We start from the raw sequence: 16755 nt of genomic DNA on the forward strand, positions 1-16755 counted from the left end.
GTTTTAAATCGCTAATGTTTAATGGGAAGCCGAACTTCGGCACTTCGGGCTATCGGTTTTTCTTTTTACGTCTTTTCTTTTGCTCCTCTTCTCTGGGGTCTTTTCCTGTTCCTCCTGATGATTTATTGAATTGAAAAATCAAGTCATTGATGCTTCTGTCCAGTTCTTTTGAAAGCTTTTCATTTTGGATTACTGAAACCTGCTGGTGATTTTCAGCCGGATTCAGGAATATTTGATAATCTTTTTCTCCGATCAGCTGTTCCAGTTCTCCTACATAATGTAATTTTGAGTGTATCGCATAAAATTTACCGTCTTCGGACTTTATAATGTGAACATCTTTTACGTTCTGTGTTCTGAGATATTGCTTTACCTCACTCCTGACAGCGCCAAATATTTCTTTATTTTTTCTTTTTTTAGTTTCAAAAAGCATAAAATCTTTTGGTATATGGTCTGGATTCTGACGTTTCAAATGCTCTAGTAGGACTTGCTTAGAAGCTTCATCTCCTATATTGTAATCCTTTAAGCTTTCAAAAAGCCTTTTGTCAATGACATCGGAAGTGAACTCAAATAACTCGTTCATTTTCATAATCTCGCTTCCTTTATATATCGATCCTGTCTTATGGTCAATTAACGTATATCCAAAAGGTTTGAGATTTACAGCAGTTTTTACTTTGTCAGAAGTATGGAATACAATATCAATCCCGAAAACATCCCGCAACTTTTTCTGAAGCTCACTCTCAAATTCAATTTTCGCCTTCCAGTTCTCGTTGTGCTTTTCTTCCGGGAATACGCCTTCCTGAGCCCTGCGGTCTTCAACCTTGAACACCTTGCATGAATACAGTTCTTTGTATTTTAAGAGAATCGCTTTTAACTGCCATGTCCTGGAATCTTTTTTTTGACTGCTGAAGTTGAGCCGGGCGGCGTTAATGGTTTTTTCCCAGGCTCCGTTTTTCAGGATATCCAAGGCTCCCTCATCATTCTTATTGGGAGAAAGCCGGAATCCGTTTCTTTCTAAAAGCAGTTCCAGTTGCTTAAGAGAACCATATCGGTAGCCCAATAATTTTTCTATTTTCTCCTGTGTACTTAATCCATACAGCTTCTCCATTACACGACTTAATGCTTGTTGTGCTTTAAGCCTTTCGTAGCTGTCACCTATTTTCTTTCCGGTCTGTTTACCGACACGGGTAGAAACAATGTGTGTGTGGTTATTTTCCGTATCATTGTGGAACACCACAATAAAGGGCTGCTTTCCGTACCCGAGCTCATCCATAAAATTTTCTGCGATACTGGTAAGCTCTTCTTTGTTATGCTCCCGGAACTTCGTGGAAATAACAGCATGGAACTGAGGCTTCTTTACCCTTTCATTCTTTGAGATGGTTCTCAAATACTCCCGCACTTCTTGCTGGCTGCTGTCCTTGTTAATGATGGAAGGAAAATTTTTCATCAGCATCAGCTCACCACTCCCTTTCTCTACCTTTTTATCATTATACTCAACTCCCGGAAAGCCGGAACCCGCAGGTTCCATAATTTTTACGATCAATTTTTATGGTAATATTAACCGCCTACTTACGGATTATACTTAAGGTTTGTTCCTTTTATTTTATATGCCTAAAATTTGTTTGATCTGTATTTTTTGTGCCGGGGTTGCCGTCTCGAGAATGGATATGAAGGCCGCCACATTATCGTTAATTAATCCCAGTTTGCCATCCGGTCTTGCAACGACTTTCAGGGTATGAGAAGTATCTGATTGCGGTACCATATGATAGGTAGGATTGAGATTCAGTGTCCCATTGATCTTGAGCCATCGCTCAGCAAAGTCCCCGATGATCAAACCATTGGTCCAGGAAGCGCTCAGGTCAACGACGTTCTCTGTTCCGATAGCTTCGGAAGGAACCAGGCTTGCATTGCTGTGTATGACCAGCCTGTTGTTTACAGTTTCTACAGTATTTACCGTATTGCTGTGCCCGGCTCCTGTTCCGATAAATACATTGTTTTCTCCCCGGATATAGCCTCCGGCCTGCGCCCCGAGCATTACATTTTTGCTTTCCGTCGTAATAAACTGCCCCGAAGACTGACCTATAATGGTATTATAGCTTCCGGTATTCAAACTGTTCAGGGCCGACTGGCCTATTGCTATATTCTTATATCCGGAAGTCAGTTTTGTCAGGGTTGCATTTCCAAGTCCTACGTTCACATTTCCCGTAATAATTTTTCCGGCATTGGAAAGATCATATCCCGAAATATGGCCGATAAAGGTATTGTATGCTCCGGTTGTCACTCCATTCAGACTGTAGCTTCCAAAGGCAACATTCCCTGAAGCAGTGGAGAGCTTCTGCAGGGCTCCGTATCCGTAAGAAAGATTATACGTTCCCGTGTGCATCTGGTTCATATTTCCAAAATACATCGAATAGGTCTGCGGATTCATTCCTAAGGCAGCATCTGTTGTACCTTGTTTTGTGATGACGCTTCCCGTAAACGAAATATATCTCGGAGCAAAGTTTCCTCTTTCAACTACATCATATAAGCTCCCATAAAGCGGCTCCCATACCGAACCGTTGAAATAATAATAGGTATTAGGACTTTTGATATGGACAACCTGACCGGAAAGTACCGGTGCTGCTTCGGTTACATAGACCAATGCTCCTTTTTGCAAATTTGTATACGTATAGGTAGCCAACTCGCTTCCTTTCACTCTTGGAGCAATAATTCCATCCAATGCTTTGCCTTTATCCGTATTGCCAATAACATCAAGGGTTGCTGCTGGACTGGTGGTATTAACACCGACCTGAGCCCGAATATTTTCGGTCACTAGAAGAAGGAAAAATAATCCTGCCAGGTTACATATTAATTTTTGCATATTATTAGATTTTTGCTGTTTGTTTTATTTTCCAATCATGGAATAGATCTTTTTAAAAATGCTATTCTGCTCTTTTTTTAACTCAATAATCTGAGTCAACTGCCTGTTGAAATAGTCTACTTCTGAAGAGGTTATAGCTTTCATTGAATTGACATACCGGGCTACCTGATTGATGTTCGTTTCTATCTTTACAAAAATGTTGTCCTGCTCTTCAATGAAATTCAAAACTTTCCGCCTCTCATCATCCAGAATCCTGTTTTCTACTGAATAGATAATCAGGCTGGACAAGGAGATTTGCTTTTCTGAGCAGATTTTCTTCCAGTTGTCTTTTCTGGATTTTTGAATTCTTATAATAATCAAGTCTTCTTTTCCTCTTTCCATTTTCAATTTATCCTATGGTAAAATAACTTTAGTGAAGCTTTATCCGATTTAAACAGCTCTGCGCTTCTTGGCAAGTAAGGGTTAATATTTCCTCTCTGATAAATAACAGAAAAATAAATCTGTGTTTTCATTTTGCTTTCTGATTAAAATTTCTTCTGCAAAATTGGGGCATAAAAATCGTGAAAACAATAGTATTCATCGGGCGTGGGCTAAATAAGAACGTGCTGGGCTTATCTGGAATATGGGAAGATTAAAAAAGAATATACTGGGCTAATTTGGAATATTGCTCCTGATTTTCCCCGAAACAAAAAAACAAGTTCCGCTGTTTTTTCTCCTTTTTGCAAAAAAAGGCAAGATCGTCTTTGAAGATACAACTTGAAAAGTTTGTATATACAAAGACACATCTTGCTCTGTAAAGCCGCCCACTTTTTTAGAACTCTGAAAAGCGCATACACCAAAACATAAAATACTAATAACCAGCACCTTGATTCCATTTGACCATTTTTGCTCTTGAAAGAAAAAGATATTGTAAACATTGAAGTAGGGAGAATACACTGAACCTGTATCCATTTCACTCAGGGTAAGTAGACAACCTGATACATTTTTACGCAGGTTCTGTAATAGGGGTGGGCAAAATTTACACAGGTTAGAATAAAACATGGGTAATTTTTACGCAGGTTGCAGCTTTGACAATTAATATTCAAGATCAGAATGTACCTGATACTTTTTTATGCAGGTCTTATAATAAGGTGGATAAAAATTACTCAGGTTAGGAAAAAACATGGGTAACTTTTACGCAGGTTCCAATTTTTGCCGGTAATTATTTAAGATCAGACATGTACCTGATACTATTTTGCACAAGCGATACAATAAGGTGGGTAAAATTTACGCAGGGTCAGCTTTAGCCTGTTACTATTTTACTCAGGCAAGGAATGATATCATATGATTTGTGCAAGCAGTACTTGCACTATTGTAAACTACTTCAAAAAAATATTTTATAAAATTCAAAAGAATCCATTAATTAATCGGGAACTGAAAAATCAAGTTTTGTATCTTTGGAACATGGCAGAAAGACCTCAAAATTACAATAAGACCTTATACAATTCGATTGCACAAATTATTATTGATGCAAAATCGGCGGTTTACAGAAATACTAATTCAATAGTATTAAAAATGTACTGGGAAATTGGTAAGCTGATTATTGAAGAGGAACAAAATGGACAAAGCCGTGCCCAATATGGAAAGTCTATACTGAAAAACCTCGCCAATCAGCTGACTCTGGAATTTGGAAAAGGATTTAATGAACGGAATCTCAACAATATGAGGGCTTTTTTCAATTCATTTCCAATTTGGAACGCAGTGCGTACCGAATTGAGCTGGACTCATTACAGAATCATCAGCAGGATTGAAAATCCTGAACACAGACTGCAATATATACTTCATTCTATCGAAGGAAACTGGAATACTCGGACGCTGCAACGAAACATTGATAGTCAATACTTGGGAAGATTGCTAAAATTTCCGGAAAATAACAGTAGAGAAACTTCACACTTTATTAAAGACCCTTATATTTTTGAATTTTTAGGGCTTCCGTCGGATAGCTCTCAGACAGAAACCCAAATAGAATCGGCTCTTATTTCCCATCTCCAGCAATTTTTAATGGAGCTTGGAAAAGGGTTTGCTTTTGTAGCAAGACAGCAGCATATTGTAACGGATACTTCCGACTTTTTTATCGATCTTGTATTTTATAATTATTATCTTAAGTGCTTTATTCTGGTAGATTTGAAAACTCATAAACTTACCCATGAAGCTATTGGCCAGATGGATATGTATGTAAGAATGTACAATGACCTGAAAAAGAATGCTGATGATAATCCTACTATCGGAATCATTCTGTGTACGGAAAAAGATGAAACGGTTGTAAAATATTCAGTGTTGTCCGAAAATAAAAAGCTTTTTGCAAGTAAATATAGGACATACCTGCCCGATGAAAATGAGCTAAAACAACTGATTGAGGCAGATAGGGTAAAGCTTGAACTGGATAATATTGATTAATACATTAACATTTTGAATTTGAAAAATATTATTAATTCTGTATCAGCTTCTTCAAAGATTAGCAAAAAAACATTAAATTAAAATCCGCAGCCTCTTTTAAAAACATAAGGCAACAGCTTTTGAATTGTTTTTAAATGGGGTTGCTCCGCTTTTCGCAAAAATGCGTTTCCGACCAAAAGAAGGAATTGCATTTTTGCCACATGATTTTTCCTTAACTAAATTTTAGGTAATCTTCAATATTTTTCCATTATTTTTCACTAAATTGGGATAGTTTTATTTTAAGAAAAGCTTTGACCATGAAAGACTTACTTACTGATTTCAAAACTTCAGCCGAATCTGTAAATTATGAAGCCCAAGTTCATTGGATCTCTTATGTTATTCCTGTTTTCTTTATAGTAATCGGTTCTGTGGGAGTTCTCTATTTTCTATTGCTCGGATACAAATTTATGTTGGGATTTATCGGCATTATTTCCCTGTTTCTTATTTTTCTTTTTATCAAAGGGATCATCGCTGTAATTCGGAATAAGAATACCAAAATCTACGTTACGGATAATCATCTTTCGTTTACCACTGGGATATTAGGAAAAACACTTTCCGATCTTTCGTTAAATAAGCTTGAAGGAATGCAATTACACCAAAGCTTTTTAGGTAAAACATTAAATTTCGGAACATTGGTTGTTACTACCGGGGGAATGACTCATTCATATTTCATTGCAAATCCGATGGAGCTAAGGAATGTTTTGCTTCATTCTCAAAAACGGTCCGATTAAAAAATAACTTATTAATTTGAAATTAATTGCTTTAATTTAATCTCGCAACCTTTTTTCAAAAACATACTCTGCTAAAATGCGGCAATGTTTTAGAAATGGGGTTGCACCGCTTTCCGCAAAAATGCGTTTCCGACCAAAGGGAGGAAATGCATTTTTGCCGCCCGAATTTTGATTTGACTGATGAATAAAAAAAAGCACCCGGAATAATTCCGATTGCTTCAAAACAGATTTTACAAATATATGTTACAAATCCTGTCTGAGTAATCTCTCAAGGTTTTTTGATTTTCTGAAATGTATATACTTGTTAAATTCGGGTGTTGTGGAAAATTTTTGCAGAGCTTTGATTGTTTCTATATCCTTTTCGGATATACATGAGATCTTAATACAGGCTGTTCCTATATCTCCGAAACAATTTTTAGGTCCGAATAGGAGTGAATAATAAGTTTCTATGGTAATCGGGCGCTGATAATGTGGAAGATTAGCCCTGCCTTCCTGATCTTCATTCATAAACCTAAGATCTTCATCAAACATTTCCTGCGAGTAGAAAATCCCATAATCTACTCCGTTGTAATGTTCGTATGTTAGGCTATATTTTTCTTTCAAAAGTATATTGACTTCTTTTGCCATTTCAGCTTTTTTCAAATAGATGATTGTGTAGGTTCCCATAGTTGAAGATTTTTAGATGTTTTATGATGAAAATTAGTTGCTACTATAAAATCAGAAACTGTTTTTACAGTCTGATCGGCTGTGAATGAAAATTTTTCAAATTCAGGAAAAATCCTCTGTTTTCCGTTAATCCGTTTCTGAATAATCCCCACAATAGAGAGCTTCCCATCTGTGCCAATGTTGAATTAATAAACAAATCCTGCTTTTCCAGTGCTTCTGCCAGTGAACAGCTTGGTGTATCATCGGACTCTTCGGATTGCTTTAACAAGTCCCCAAACTCATCGGTGATAAAAGGTAAATGATCCACCGTTTCATATTTCTCTGAATTGGGCTGTTTGATCGTTCCTATGGTTGACAATATTGTTTGACCAGTATTTTTGCTGTTCCCAAAATCTAGGGAATATAACGGACGGTTAGCATAATACCTGCCATTATTCAGGCTTTTTAATATATCCGCTATTTCAAATCTTGCACTCACACTGTCAACACAAGATATATAAATATTTGCTGTTATATTTTCAGAAAATTTTTCTGATTCACTCTTTTTAAATTTTTGTGTTTCTGCTTTCCAATTAGTTCCCATCCAACGGTTAGCACGGTTGATTAATGCAACGGACTTGTATAATCCTGCTTCCGATTCTGCAAAACGCTGTCTCCCTAAATTAGCATCGGTAATAATATCATCATCCCAAAGTCGCACAGACAATCCTGTGTGTCCTAATTGAATCAGGCTGTGATTCATTTCCATTAATGCTGTCAATACTTTTGAACCTGTTCCCCCTGCACCGATCAGGTTAATGGTTACAGGGTTGGTCGGATTAATCAGGTAATTGTCTGTAAAATGAACTTTTGTTTTTTCGTTTGTCATGGCAGTATGTTTTTAAGGGTTTTATTGGTCTTTTTTAATATTTCTTTTGGAAAGGTTTTATCAGTATCAATAAGATTTTTCCAAATGCTTACACAGTTGCCATTGGTAGGATTATGATTTAAATGGCTGAACCTGCTGTTAAAAAAATAGCTTTCCCAAGCACGGATAAATTCCTCAACCGATGCTGAATTTTTAATATCCACACCAACTGTTCCCATGCAGACATTTCCGTTTTCATAAACATTAAAAAAGGGAGCATGGTATAAAATTGTTTTTTCTGTGGGTCTTTTGTCTGAAGTGAGAGCAAATACGGTAAGATGCTGTTTTGAAGCCATCCACAGCATAGGTGGAGTATGTGCTATACCATTAGGAATTTCAAGGGATTCGGTAAAGAATAGTTTTACTTTTTTGGCTTTGGTATACCATATCACTGAACCCTTTTCGGTAGGATTGATATATAGAACATGGGTGGGCAGAATACTTTCAGGTTTTAAAAATGCTTTGCTTTTTTCTTTTTCCGTATTAAGCGACTTTGCAAATATTTTAGCTTCTCTTTCGCTTAAAGGATGGGCATTAATGGGATTTCCGTCTTTATCCATATCAAAATGTTCTACATAAGTATCTTTATCATCGCCTTTGGTCTGATAAATGACCAGAGCTGAAACCGGATGATACAGTGTTCCGAAGTGATCGGTTATATCTTTCATGATGTTATATTTAAATGGTATTATAGTTTAAATGCTGTTCAGAATATCAATTAATCTTTCTATCAGGGGAAAAATGCAGTTTTCAAAATCAAGGTTGTCATTGCTGATATCTGCTCCGTTAAATTTTTTTTCGATGGATGGTTCTTCTATTTCCGTACATTCCTGAAATTCTGCATTAACGGAATCAAATAAAGTCTGAAACAATATTCCTTTATCATCTGCACAGAACGAAACATACTTTTCCATTGTGATGGTTCTTTCATGATAGTCCTCATCATAATCGTCATGAGCTGTATTTCTTTCGCTCCGCTGAATATTTCTGTAAATAGTAGCATCAGGAAACATTTCATAGAGGGCAAGGGTATCACAGGCTAATAAGAGACAATCGGTTTCAAAGGAATCTCTGTTTTCAAAACGATTGATTCTCTCTTTAAATCGGGCTAAATTCTGATGATTGAATATTTTTTGCTCCACATAATCACCAATCCACTCACTTTGCTTTATTTCACGTAAGTATTCAGGAGTATCTTCGGTTTCATCATAGATAAGCCACTCCGAAATCATTTCGTACATCCAGCACAGGTAGCTTTCCTGTTTTCTGTAGTATGGGACATCTGCGATGTGATACAGATAGGAACAAACGGATTGCAAAAGCTGTACAGCCTGTCTATAATTGGGATTTTTAGATAATCGGTACAGTGGAATTATCGGAACATAATATAAAGTAGCTCCTGTATTATATCTTTCTTCACTCAACAAATACGTTTTCTTCTTATCCTGTACCAAGCGGATTTTCTCCCAATTCTTCACCTTACTTTTTAACTGCTTTTTGAAATCTTCTAATGCAAAAGCAATATTGTAGGGAAAACCTAAATGCTTTGATTCAGCAGGTGTGATTCCGTAATGTTCGGTCAATTGGGAAAGGGACTGGTAAAAATCCCTTTCCATTTTGCCTGTTTTCTTCTCATCCTGTATGGATGGCGTGTCTATCAGCTTAGGCAGAAACGAGCATTTTAGAAAAGCATGGGTAGCATGGCTATCGGTACTGCTTTCATTTTGTCTTTCTGTATTTCTCCTGCATCCTTTGGACGTTGCATCCAATGGGCGAACTCGCCCAACTGTTTGTTCAGTTGCTTTTGTTTTTGCTGTTCGGGAAGCTGTATTTTTCCCGATATGATTTTTTGTTGCATTCATCATAATTTAGTGATTGATATTTAGTAAATAGTGGTTGGATCTAAAGCAGGTTACTGAAAACCCAACCATAATAATGTATCAGCCTTTTGTACCCATTACACTTTCAAAACGGTATTCTACTGTATCATTCCTGATCTGTGGTGCAGAAACTTTTGCAGTGGTTAAAATCGGATAGGTATTGGCGTAAAAATTCATGACGGCTTCTACGCTCCATTTCGGTTCTGGGTCTGTCAATCTGATTTCCTGTCCGTTATCTTTCAGGATAAAAACTCTTTCTAATTGGGTGGCGAGTAACATAATTGTTAATTTTTAAGGTTGAAAATTTTGTTCCTGTTCTTGTTCATCTTCATGTTCTTGTTCCTGTTTTTGTTCGATATTTTCTACACTTTCGGTATTAAACAGGCTTGGGGCAAAGTGTCTTTCGTACTCATCCTGTTTTTTACGGATAATGTCAGCATAGCCGGGATATTCCGAAGCTTTCGGCAAAGCTGACCATGCGCCTTTGTAGTTTCCTTCTTTTTCGAGTTCTTCGGCTTTTTGAAAAGCATCCTTATACTTTTTCTCTTTGGCTTCTTTTTCCTTCTTTTCCTTATCGGATTTTTCTTTTTCCATTGCAGATTGCTTTTGAGCTTCTTCAAGCTGTTTCATAAAGCTTTCCATATTCACCATTAATCCTGAAGCACTCCGCAATGGCACTGAAACATTTTCAAAAAATCCGTTGTCTAATTCTTCTGCTGTTCCCCTCAAATTAAGAGGAGGAATGGTTTTCCTCGCTTCGTCTCCGCACTGCTCATTATTGAGCAGTACGGATAGGACAAAGCTGTTTTCATCTGTCTGTCGGAGTATCAATTGTAAGTCTCCGACAAGGTTTAACTTTGTGAGTTGTCTGAAAAAATTGGTTTGCATAATTTGTTGGGTTATGGATTAATTACTAAATGAGCATTGAAGTCTATTAGTTCCCATAATGAAAACTCCACCGTCCTAAATTCTTCTTCCGTATGCTTTCCATAGGCTTTATAAATGGCATTTCCATCTTTAGATATCTGCATCTGGTAATGACACAGGCTATTTTTAGGTTGTTTCAGTTCTTTTAAATCCTCTTTCTCTAATTCAATGAAAACTCTGTTTCTCTCAGAGAGCCACTCTTCAACCACAGGATAATATACTTTCGAAAATCTAAAGAACTCCACATGGGTATCGAAATAGTTTAGAGACTTTATATCTTCATCAGTTTCAATGATTTTTATAACTTCAAGGCGTTTCTTTTGGGTTTGTTTCCACTCTGCTGTAATGTTGATAATGGCAAAGTCGCAAGCATCCCATTCACTGTTGGTTTTTGCTTTTACAAGTAAAAATTCCGTTGGTATATCAGATCGTTTCATTTTTTTGTTTTTTTTATGTTATAAATTCTATTTCTCAGAGGTATAAACTCCGTTCACGTAGTAGCAGATAAGCTTTTCCCAAAGACGTATTAAGCCGTTGGTGTCTACATAATATTTTTCCGTCCGACTGCAATAAATGATGTATACAGGGACATCTGCATACTCTTTATTAAAGCTATATGCTTTTGCCAGTTTTTGGGCTTCGCTTTTTGATTTTGTTTTCATAGTCAGGGATTTTCATAGATGTATGTTCCACTTGTTTTCATGGGGTCTGCACCCTGTGTCAATCGGATTTCCTTGTTAAATTTCAATGACAAGCTTCTTGCATAGTGTATCGCTGTTGTCCTGTCACAATGGATTTTGAAGTATATTGCTACCTGCTCCCATTCTGTTCGGTCATTTCGGGACTTCATCTGAAAATTATATTGTGATTCCATACGTTTTTTTAAGATAATCTTGGCTTAATTATTAAAATGGTAAATCATCATCCGTATCATCTGCAAAAGGATTGTTTGATTCTTGCGTTGCATTTTGCTTCGGTTCATTTTCAACATTTCTTCCACCTCCATAAACCTGAATGTATGAAGTATGAAAATTCAATCCTGAACGGATTTCTCCATCTCTGCCTATCCATGCGCTTGAGCTTGCCCTGCCTGTTAATTCTACCACCGTCCCTTTGGTAAGGATTTTGGCAACATTCGGGCTTATCCAATACGAGCAATTGTAATAGGTAGTCAGCTCTCTGCGCTCTCCCTGCTTGGTCTTGTAGCTGTCATTGATGGCTACTGAAAAGTTTACGACCTGTCTGTCGTTTTTCAATGTGTTGATTTCTGCGTTTCTGGTAATTCTACCGACAATGGTGTTCATAATATTTTGTTTTAATTATTAATGATTACTTTTTTCAGTTGTAAAATTTCGAGTGATTTGATTCGGTATCGAGGACACTCGGCTTCTTTCTTTTCACCTTTTCCAATGGGAAAAGCATTATTTATTTTTTTTGTTTGATTATTCTTATGTTAAAGAGCGACTGTTTGATTCGTATAACTGAGGTTCCGACTTTTTCTTTGCTAAATGACCATAGTACAGGATCAGGCACTTAAAACCGAAATGGAAAGCATTGAAATAGAGGTTCCGAAATCTTTTTGTCCGAAGGATTCAGGAGTGTCTGGAAAAATTGTTGGAGCGGAGTGGAGAGAATTTTTGTAGAAACCCAAAAAGATTTTTTTGAGTGAATGACCTGTACTACATTTGCTACAGTAAAAAGTGAAAAACCACAGTTATATATATGAATTGAATAGGTGATATTTAACCCGAGAATGATCTAAAACAATAATGAATAATTGGATTTTTCCTTGTGTCGATGTGATTTTGAAGTCTATTTTCTTAAGACCGTCATCAACATTCAAGACCGGAATTTTAAAAATTAACAGGTTTTATTGAAGGTTTTATATTTTTGTTAGCTGAAGAACCTGAAAAAAATCAGGTATATAAATCTGAATAATAAAGCATTTGTGATAGCCAATAAAATGAGGTTACATAAATTATTTGACCCTAAAAAACATCTTTATAACCATCACAATCAGCAAAAAAGCCTCCTCGTAAAGGAGACTCAAAAAATGATGATTGTTGGAAAAGCTTTCATTTCAAATATAGTGATTCTAAACAAACTCACTTACAAAAATGACCATTCAGAGAACCAGTTACTCAATATATCCTTGGCAAAACCACTCATTAATATCCTTAAAATCCCGATAAATCAGGGAACAATCCTTTACATGTTTATATTTCATTAATATTTTGTTTTTAGTGATATTTCCATTAGAATCATTATCAAGAAAAAGGTAAATTTTATCGTATTCACCAAGTGTTTTTATTGCTTTGAAAAGCATTACCGTAGAATTGAGAATCAAATAATCAGAATTTTTAGCCTTATCTATATTTTTGAAAGTCAGGTAATCTAAAAACCCCTCAAATACCGTGATTTCTTTATTATTTTGATCGCCCTGAATCAAAGTCACATCCTTTTTTCCTAAACAGATCTTAGAATAGGGATTGCGGATTTCAAAACCACCTGAATTATTTTCAAAAGCAATTCCGAAATAATTTTTCCCGTTTAACTCATAATGCAGCTCTTTAACCAGCTCTCTCTGCTCATAAACTTTCCGGGATCTCAGGTATTGAATTAAAACCGGATGCCCGATTCTTTTTACTTCCAATATCCTGTAATGAGGTCGTGTTGTAATCTCTTCCTTTTGTTTTTGATCCTGTATTGAAAAATCAAATTTTCTAAGGTATTTCAAAGCTTCCGAAACAGAACATTTATTCACCTGCTGAACAATAGAAATGATATCATAACTCTTTCCTGTTCCAAAATCAAATGCTTTATTTTTAATAAAATCGACAGAAAGACTGGGAATCTTTTCGTCCCTGTCCAGCGCAAAATAAAAGGCAGTTTTCCCATTTTCTTTCACGGGAAAAAGATTGAAGGATTCTAAAACCGTCCGGATTCCGACTTTTTGTTTGATTTTTTCGCAATTCATTTTTTTTCTTTTTAAAGCAATTTTTTACCCTGGATTTTCCTTTTAATAAAAAAAAGACTTTTATTATCTTTTAAATAAACTTTTAATAGTTCGTGGTATCTGCCTGTCGCAAAGCGTTTGCAATGATTTTCAAATGAGCGCAATTCCGAAAAGATGCCCTTTACCGCATGAGCGCAAATCCGAATTGAACTATTTTTTCATCCGTTCTTTACAAAGTATCTGTCATTTTCACTGGCTTTACAATATCGGAATGAGTGCAATTCCGAAATCAGCATCATAAAAATCACATTTTTAACATTTTCTTAACTTCAGCGAGTGCAATTCCGAATTCCGAATGAGTACAAATCCGAAATACAGATGAGCGCAATTCCGAAATCAGAGAATAACAGGATAACCGTTGGGAAGTATTTCCCCCATTTTTGTTTCTCTGTATAGCTGTAAAATAAGTTCCTGTATTTTGTTTAAAAAAGCCGTTCCCTGATAATTCGTGGATTTTGTCCCATTCAGCCTGTTCATCCTTATAAATTCGCCAAAAGCCTTTTCTATAAGCTGACGGGTTTGCGGAATAGTTTTGTATTGGTAGGAAAACTGGAGCATTTCCCGTTGTCCCAGGCCATACCTTTTCTGAAAATAATAGAGCCTCTTTGCAATTTTTGATTTCTCTGCCGTGTGCTCCGACATATCGGTACCGCTTACCATCTTATTGTAAAAAGGATGAATGAAAATAGAATCACCTTTGTAATGATAATTGAATGAAAGGGTATTGTACTTGTTGAAATTTATTTTTGCAGTTTTGAGGAACTTGAAACAAAAATCATTCGCGGTTTTATAGTTCAGCCCAAACTTTTTGTTCAGTGACGAAAGTTTCATGGTGGTTCCACCTTCTGGAAGTTTTGAAAGCCAGATGGCAAAAATAATGTGCTTGTTGTTTCTGATATTATACACCAGATTGTACAGGATGTAGTTATATTCGGGTATAATCATCAGCTTTTTCAACCAGTAGCTGCTGATCAGAAAGTTTGTATAACCACGCTCATCATAACTGGGAGTGGAAATAAGCCCACCAAATGTTCTAATCTCTTTTCCTTTGGAATTTACCGATTTATACCAGCCCATTTTGAACCGGGCAAGAAACTCATACGCTTCAATAACCTGTTTGGTTGAGCCACTCGGCGAGATCTTGCTGTTCCGGATTTTAATTGAGGCAAAAATGTTATTCTCGGTTTCAAATTCCTGATCAAACAGGGAAAGCTGCTTCGGACGGTCTTCAGGGCGGAATTGCTCACTGCTGATAATCGAAATGATATTAAAAATAACACGTAGTGCATTGATCGGAATATCAGCCGCCTCCTGGTCTTCAAAAATAAAATCGTCCACAAAGTGATTACCCAGGCGTATTCTTTCGGGAATTCTCTCATCTTTATCTTCAAATAGCTTTCTGACAAGCTTTAAATCTTTTTCCGGAATAGCCATACTTTATATTTTAAGTGCTTTTAACTTTGTTATTCTAACAGAAATCTATTCTTTGCAAGACCTACAGCAATTTAATTTTCTCACTTTTTAGTGTTTTTGAGCCATCGGTAAGATTATAATACAGGTACTCTCCTGTTTCATCTATTCTGAAAACTCTTTTCTCTACTTTTCCAAAAGTGGGGATTTTAACTTTTCGGATTCCTTGATACTCGGCGATAATGCCGTTGAGACTTACTTTCTGTCCGGGCTTTATATCTGATAATTTCATTTTTTATCGTTTTAAAATTTAATAGATAAACATCAATGCTTATATCTTTAAGCATCATTTTGGAGGTTTAATACTAGGAATTGAATCTAAAGACAGCTGGCCGTTATCCGCTTCGTTTTTTATATAAGGCAAAAGATTTTTCAATGAGGATTTCCAGCTGGTTATGGGTTTCCCCAAATTATTACACCAGTTACTATTTGCCCATAAAGCGTACCTCTCCTTAATAGCGGAATACATAGATTCTTCATAGCCGCTCAGCGTTTTAGCATAATCTATAAATTCTTCCAAAGAAGGGATGTTAGCTATTATTTTAAAAGGCTCAGGCTCCCTATTATCAAAGGATGCTTTCTCTTTCTTTTCTGTAGTTTCGGGAGTACTTATGATGGGTAAACCATCCAATGGCAAATTTTCATTTTTTTCTGCAATTGCTGTCGGTCCATCATGTTTGATTATTACCTTCGGGCCTTTTTCTTGGCTAGGGATTGGTAAAGAATAGTTCAGCAGTATTCTGTAAGAACAGGAATACCCGTTTTTGTTTTCGTACTGAACCAACCCCGAATTCTGAAGTGCTTCTCTGGCAGATTTTACCGTTTTTCTCGTTATTCCGAGTGTATCACCAATCGCTACATCGGAAACCGTAACATCGTATCCGTTATTATCGTTCGCCAAATTCAGGAGATACAGATATATCGCAACAGCAGTGGTACTGAGTTGTGCTTTTGGGCCAAATTCCCAAAACTTTTGTATAAGCTCATGGTAATACATCGTTACTTCCGGCCAAAAAGCTCTAGTACTTTTTGCTTATCTATGATGATAATTTTCCCCTTTTGTATAATGGCTTCATCCAACATTCCGGAAGATTTTATTTCCGAAGCTTTTGAAACGGAACAGCCCAGAACTTTCGCTAATCCTTTCAGTCCGTATTCATGCCTGTTTTCCGAATTGAGACTTTTGATAATTTCCAAAAATTCCTCAACTGTCAGTTTCCAAAGGGGTGTTTGCGGATCTATCTTTTTCATTTCCTTTCTTTTATTGATTTTAGCTATCTTTTTTTTTCTTAGAAATCCAATTCCTTGCAGCAGCCTGCCAGCTGTTCATTAATTTCCCGTCACTTAATTTCCAATCCCAAGAATCATAGAATGAATAAAATTGATGTGCTAGTGCAGAGGGTAAATCTCGTTCATTAAAATATAATTCTACTTCATAAAGCTTAGGTGCAGAAAAGAGGCTTTCTTTTTGTGCTGATAATTTTTGCTCCGGGAATGCTTTATGTACAGAAATTCCAGACTCGTCAAAATCAACAATCTCAACCAGGCTTCCAATATAAGGGTCGTAACTGGGGGAATACATAATGAATCCTGCCAGATGTAATTCTTTAATACACTTATGATAGGTTCCAAGGGATTTTACCTTACCCAATCTCATGACCTCACCACGATAAATACGAAAAGGACTCTGAAACCGGTTTATGCTCCAGCATTGAAAAAGTGCAACATAAATACTGATATGGGATGGATGTAACCGGTTATCTTTAATGACATGCCCGAAAAAACTAATGATATCTTTAGTCTGATTCATGATTTTCTGTTTTCTG

General features: G+C 36.4%; 22 protein-coding genes. 3 read left to right on the top strand and 19 right to left on the bottom strand.

Annotation, left to right across the window (positions count from 1 at the left end):
- Positions 1–49 precede the first annotated feature (49 nt).
- From Q0A18_RS04000 to Q0A18_RS04010, 3 genes are all read right to left on the bottom strand, one after another.
- The gene (locus Q0A18_RS04000) at positions 50–1525 is read right to left on the bottom strand and encodes a relaxase/mobilization nuclease domain-containing protein (protein ID WP_363315944.1); all 1476 of its coding nucleotides are present in this window, start codon (positions 1523–1525) and stop codon (positions 50–52) included.
- Between the two features lie 75 nt (positions 1526–1600).
- Positions 1601–2857, bottom strand: a complete 1257-nt coding sequence (locus Q0A18_RS04005; protein ID WP_292008885.1) for a hypothetical protein — start codon at positions 2855–2857, stop codon at positions 1601–1603.
- Between the two features lie 24 nt (positions 2858–2881).
- A complete protein-coding gene (locus Q0A18_RS04010) occupies positions 2882–3238 on the bottom strand; it encodes a hypothetical protein (RefSeq protein ID WP_292008886.1) in 357 nt (118 codons plus the stop codon).
- 1062 nt (positions 3239–4300) lie between these two features.
- On the opposite strand from Q0A18_RS04010, the gene Q0A18_RS04015 reads away from it, so the two are divergent.
- Both Q0A18_RS04015 and Q0A18_RS04020 read left to right on the top strand, forming a co-directional pair.
- Complete coding sequence (locus Q0A18_RS04015; RefSeq protein ID WP_292008887.1) at positions 4301–5293, top strand: PDDEXK nuclease domain-containing protein; 993 nt, start codon at positions 4301–4303, stop codon at positions 5291–5293.
- A 296-nt stretch (positions 5294–5589) separates the two neighbouring features.
- A complete protein-coding gene (locus tag Q0A18_RS04020) occupies positions 5590–6063 on the top strand; it encodes a PH domain-containing protein (RefSeq protein WP_292008888.1) in 474 nt (157 codons plus the stop codon).
- A gap of 243 nt (positions 6064–6306) precedes the next feature.
- On the opposite strand, the gene Q0A18_RS04025 is transcribed toward Q0A18_RS04020, so the two are convergent.
- The 10 genes from Q0A18_RS04025 to Q0A18_RS04070 form a co-directional block, all read right to left on the bottom strand.
- Complete coding sequence (locus Q0A18_RS04025; protein WP_292008889.1) at positions 6307–6729, bottom strand: hypothetical protein; 423 nt, start codon at positions 6727–6729, stop codon at positions 6307–6309.
- Positions 6730–6793: 64 nt separating this feature from the next.
- Positions 6794–7597 carry a PRTRC system ThiF family protein gene (locus Q0A18_RS04030; RefSeq protein ID WP_292008890.1) on the bottom strand — a complete coding sequence of 268 codons (804 nt, stop codon included), beginning with the start codon at positions 7595–7597 and terminating at the stop codon, positions 6794–6796.
- Complete coding sequence (locus Q0A18_RS04035) at positions 7594–8304, bottom strand: PRTRC system protein B (RefSeq protein WP_292008891.1); 711 nt, start codon at positions 8302–8304, stop codon at positions 7594–7596. Before Q0A18_RS04035 ends, Q0A18_RS04030 begins: the two co-directional genes overlap by 4 nt.
- Positions 8305–8331: 27 nt before the next feature.
- Positions 8332–9501, bottom strand: coding sequence for a hypothetical protein (locus Q0A18_RS04040; RefSeq protein ID WP_292008892.1), 1170 nt, complete (start codon positions 9499–9501; stop codon positions 8332–8334).
- A 75-nt stretch (positions 9502–9576) separates the two neighbouring features.
- A complete protein-coding gene (locus tag Q0A18_RS04045; RefSeq protein ID WP_069214556.1) occupies positions 9577–9795 on the bottom strand; it encodes a PRTRC system protein C in 219 nt (72 codons plus the stop codon).
- Between the two features lie 12 nt (positions 9796–9807).
- Positions 9808–10404, bottom strand: a complete 597-nt coding sequence (locus Q0A18_RS04050; RefSeq protein WP_292008893.1) for a PRTRC system protein E — start codon at positions 10402–10404, stop codon at positions 9808–9810.
- A gap of 11 nt (positions 10405–10415) precedes the next feature.
- Positions 10416–10880, bottom strand: coding sequence for a hypothetical protein (locus Q0A18_RS04055; protein ID WP_292008894.1), 465 nt, complete (start codon positions 10878–10880; stop codon positions 10416–10418).
- Positions 10881–10907: 27 nt separating this feature from the next.
- Entirely contained in the window at positions 10908–11105 is a 198-nt protein-coding gene (locus Q0A18_RS04060; protein ID WP_292008895.1) for a DNA-binding protein, read from the bottom strand.
- Between the two features lie 2 nt (positions 11106–11107).
- The gene (locus Q0A18_RS04065) at positions 11108–11317 is read right to left on the bottom strand and encodes a hypothetical protein (protein WP_034870074.1); all 210 of its coding nucleotides are present in this window, start codon (positions 11315–11317) and stop codon (positions 11108–11110) included.
- A gap of 31 nt (positions 11318–11348) precedes the next feature.
- On the bottom strand, positions 11349–11747 hold the full coding sequence (locus Q0A18_RS04070; protein ID WP_292008896.1) for a single-stranded DNA-binding protein: 399 nt from the start codon (positions 11745–11747) through the stop codon (positions 11349–11351).
- Between the two features lie 204 nt (positions 11748–11951).
- Here Q0A18_RS04070 and Q0A18_RS04075 point away from each other — a divergent pair, with 204 nt between their 5' ends.
- A complete protein-coding gene (locus Q0A18_RS04075; protein ID WP_292008897.1) occupies positions 11952–12086 on the top strand; it encodes a hypothetical protein in 135 nt (44 codons plus the stop codon).
- A gap of 494 nt (positions 12087–12580) precedes the next feature.
- Here Q0A18_RS04075 and Q0A18_RS04080 read toward each other — a convergent pair whose 3' ends face one another.
- From Q0A18_RS04080 to Q0A18_RS04105, 6 genes are all read right to left on the bottom strand, one after another.
- Positions 12581–13420: a toprim domain-containing protein gene (locus Q0A18_RS04080; RefSeq protein ID WP_292008898.1), complete on the bottom strand. Its 840-nt coding sequence runs from the start codon at positions 13418–13420 to the stop codon at positions 12581–12583.
- A gap of 375 nt (positions 13421–13795) precedes the next feature.
- Positions 13796–14893 (bottom strand): hypothetical protein, encoded by a 1098-nt coding sequence (locus tag Q0A18_RS04085; protein WP_292008899.1) that lies wholly within the window; start codon positions 14891–14893, stop codon positions 13796–13798.
- A 61-nt stretch (positions 14894–14954) separates the two neighbouring features.
- Positions 14955–15161 carry a hypothetical protein gene (locus tag Q0A18_RS04090; RefSeq protein WP_292008900.1) on the bottom strand — a complete coding sequence of 69 codons (207 nt, stop codon included), beginning with the start codon at positions 15159–15161 and terminating at the stop codon, positions 14955–14957.
- 54 nt (positions 15162–15215) lie between these two features.
- Positions 15216–15830 carry a hypothetical protein gene (locus Q0A18_RS04095; protein WP_292008901.1) on the bottom strand — a complete coding sequence of 205 codons (615 nt, stop codon included), beginning with the start codon at positions 15828–15830 and terminating at the stop codon, positions 15216–15218.
- A gap of 98 nt (positions 15831–15928) precedes the next feature.
- Complete coding sequence (locus Q0A18_RS04100) at positions 15929–16180, bottom strand: DUF3853 family protein (RefSeq protein ID WP_292008902.1); 252 nt, start codon at positions 16178–16180, stop codon at positions 15929–15931.
- Positions 16181–16199: 19 nt separating this feature from the next.
- Complete coding sequence (locus Q0A18_RS04105) at positions 16200–16739, bottom strand: hypothetical protein (protein WP_292008903.1); 540 nt, start codon at positions 16737–16739, stop codon at positions 16200–16202.
- Between the last annotated feature and the right edge of the window lie 16 nt (positions 16740–16755).

This window comes from Chryseobacterium sp. (assembly GCF_022712095.1).
In the GTDB taxonomy this organism is placed as follows: Bacteria; Bacteroidota; Bacteroidia; order Flavobacteriales; family Weeksellaceae; genus Chryseobacterium.

Excerpts from the sequence above, each read along its gene's own strand:
- Q0A18_RS04065 (WP_034870074.1), bottom strand. The coding sequence starts at position 11,317 with ATGGAATCACAATATAATTTTCAGATGAAGTCCCGAAATGACCGAACA.
- Q0A18_RS04005 (WP_292008885.1), bottom strand. The coding sequence starts at position 2,857 with ATGCAAAAATTAATATGTAACCTGGCAGGATTATTTTTCCTTCTTCTA.
- Q0A18_RS04075 (WP_292008897.1), top strand. The coding sequence starts at position 11,952 with ATGACCATAGTACAGGATCAGGCACTTAAAACCGAAATGGAAAGCATT.
- Q0A18_RS04035 (WP_292008891.1), bottom strand. The coding sequence starts at position 8,304 with ATGAAAGATATAACCGATCACTTCGGAACACTGTATCATCCGGTTTCA.
- Q0A18_RS04100 (WP_292008902.1), bottom strand. The coding sequence starts at position 16,180 with ATGAAAAAGATAGATCCGCAAACACCCCTTTGGAAACTGACAGTTGAG.
- Q0A18_RS04030 (WP_292008890.1), bottom strand. The coding sequence starts at position 7,597 with ATGACAAACGAAAAAACAAAAGTTCATTTTACAGACAATTACCTGATT.
- Q0A18_RS04015 (WP_292008887.1), top strand. The coding sequence starts at position 4,301 with ATGGCAGAAAGACCTCAAAATTACAATAAGACCTTATACAATTCGATT.
- Q0A18_RS04040 (WP_292008892.1), bottom strand. The coding sequence starts at position 9,501 with ATGATGAATGCAACAAAAAATCATATCGGGAAAAATACAGCTTCCCGA.
- Q0A18_RS04045 (WP_069214556.1), bottom strand. The coding sequence starts at position 9,795 with ATGTTACTCGCCACCCAATTAGAAAGAGTTTTTATCCTGAAAGATAAC.
- Q0A18_RS04010 (WP_292008886.1), bottom strand. The coding sequence starts at position 3,238 with ATGGAAAGAGGAAAAGAAGACTTGATTATTATAAGAATTCAAAAATCC.
- Q0A18_RS04000 (WP_363315944.1), bottom strand. The coding sequence starts at position 1,525 with ATGGAACCTGCGGGTTCCGGCTTTCCGGGAGTTGAGTATAATGATAAA.
- Q0A18_RS04055 (WP_292008894.1), bottom strand. The coding sequence starts at position 10,880 with ATGAAACGATCTGATATACCAACGGAATTTTTACTTGTAAAAGCAAAA.
- Q0A18_RS04090 (WP_292008900.1), bottom strand. The coding sequence starts at position 15,161 with ATGAAATTATCAGATATAAAGCCCGGACAGAAAGTAAGTCTCAACGGC.
- Q0A18_RS04080 (WP_292008898.1), bottom strand. The coding sequence starts at position 13,420 with ATGAATTGCGAAAAAATCAAACAAAAAGTCGGAATCCGGACGGTTTTA.
- Q0A18_RS04020 (WP_292008888.1), top strand. The coding sequence starts at position 5,590 with ATGAAAGACTTACTTACTGATTTCAAAACTTCAGCCGAATCTGTAAAT.
- Q0A18_RS04070 (WP_292008896.1), bottom strand. The coding sequence starts at position 11,747 with ATGAACACCATTGTCGGTAGAATTACCAGAAACGCAGAAATCAACACA.
- Q0A18_RS04050 (WP_292008893.1), bottom strand. The coding sequence starts at position 10,404 with ATGCAAACCAATTTTTTCAGACAACTCACAAAGTTAAACCTTGTCGGA.
- Q0A18_RS04025 (WP_292008889.1), bottom strand. The coding sequence starts at position 6,729 with ATGGGAACCTACACAATCATCTATTTGAAAAAAGCTGAAATGGCAAAA.
- Q0A18_RS04085 (WP_292008899.1), bottom strand. The coding sequence starts at position 14,893 with ATGGCTATTCCGGAAAAAGATTTAAAGCTTGTCAGAAAGCTATTTGAA.
- Q0A18_RS04060 (WP_292008895.1), bottom strand. The coding sequence starts at position 11,105 with ATGAAAACAAAATCAAAAAGCGAAGCCCAAAAACTGGCAAAAGCATAT.
- Q0A18_RS04105 (WP_292008903.1), bottom strand. The coding sequence starts at position 16,739 with ATGAATCAGACTAAAGATATCATTAGTTTTTTCGGGCATGTCATTAAA.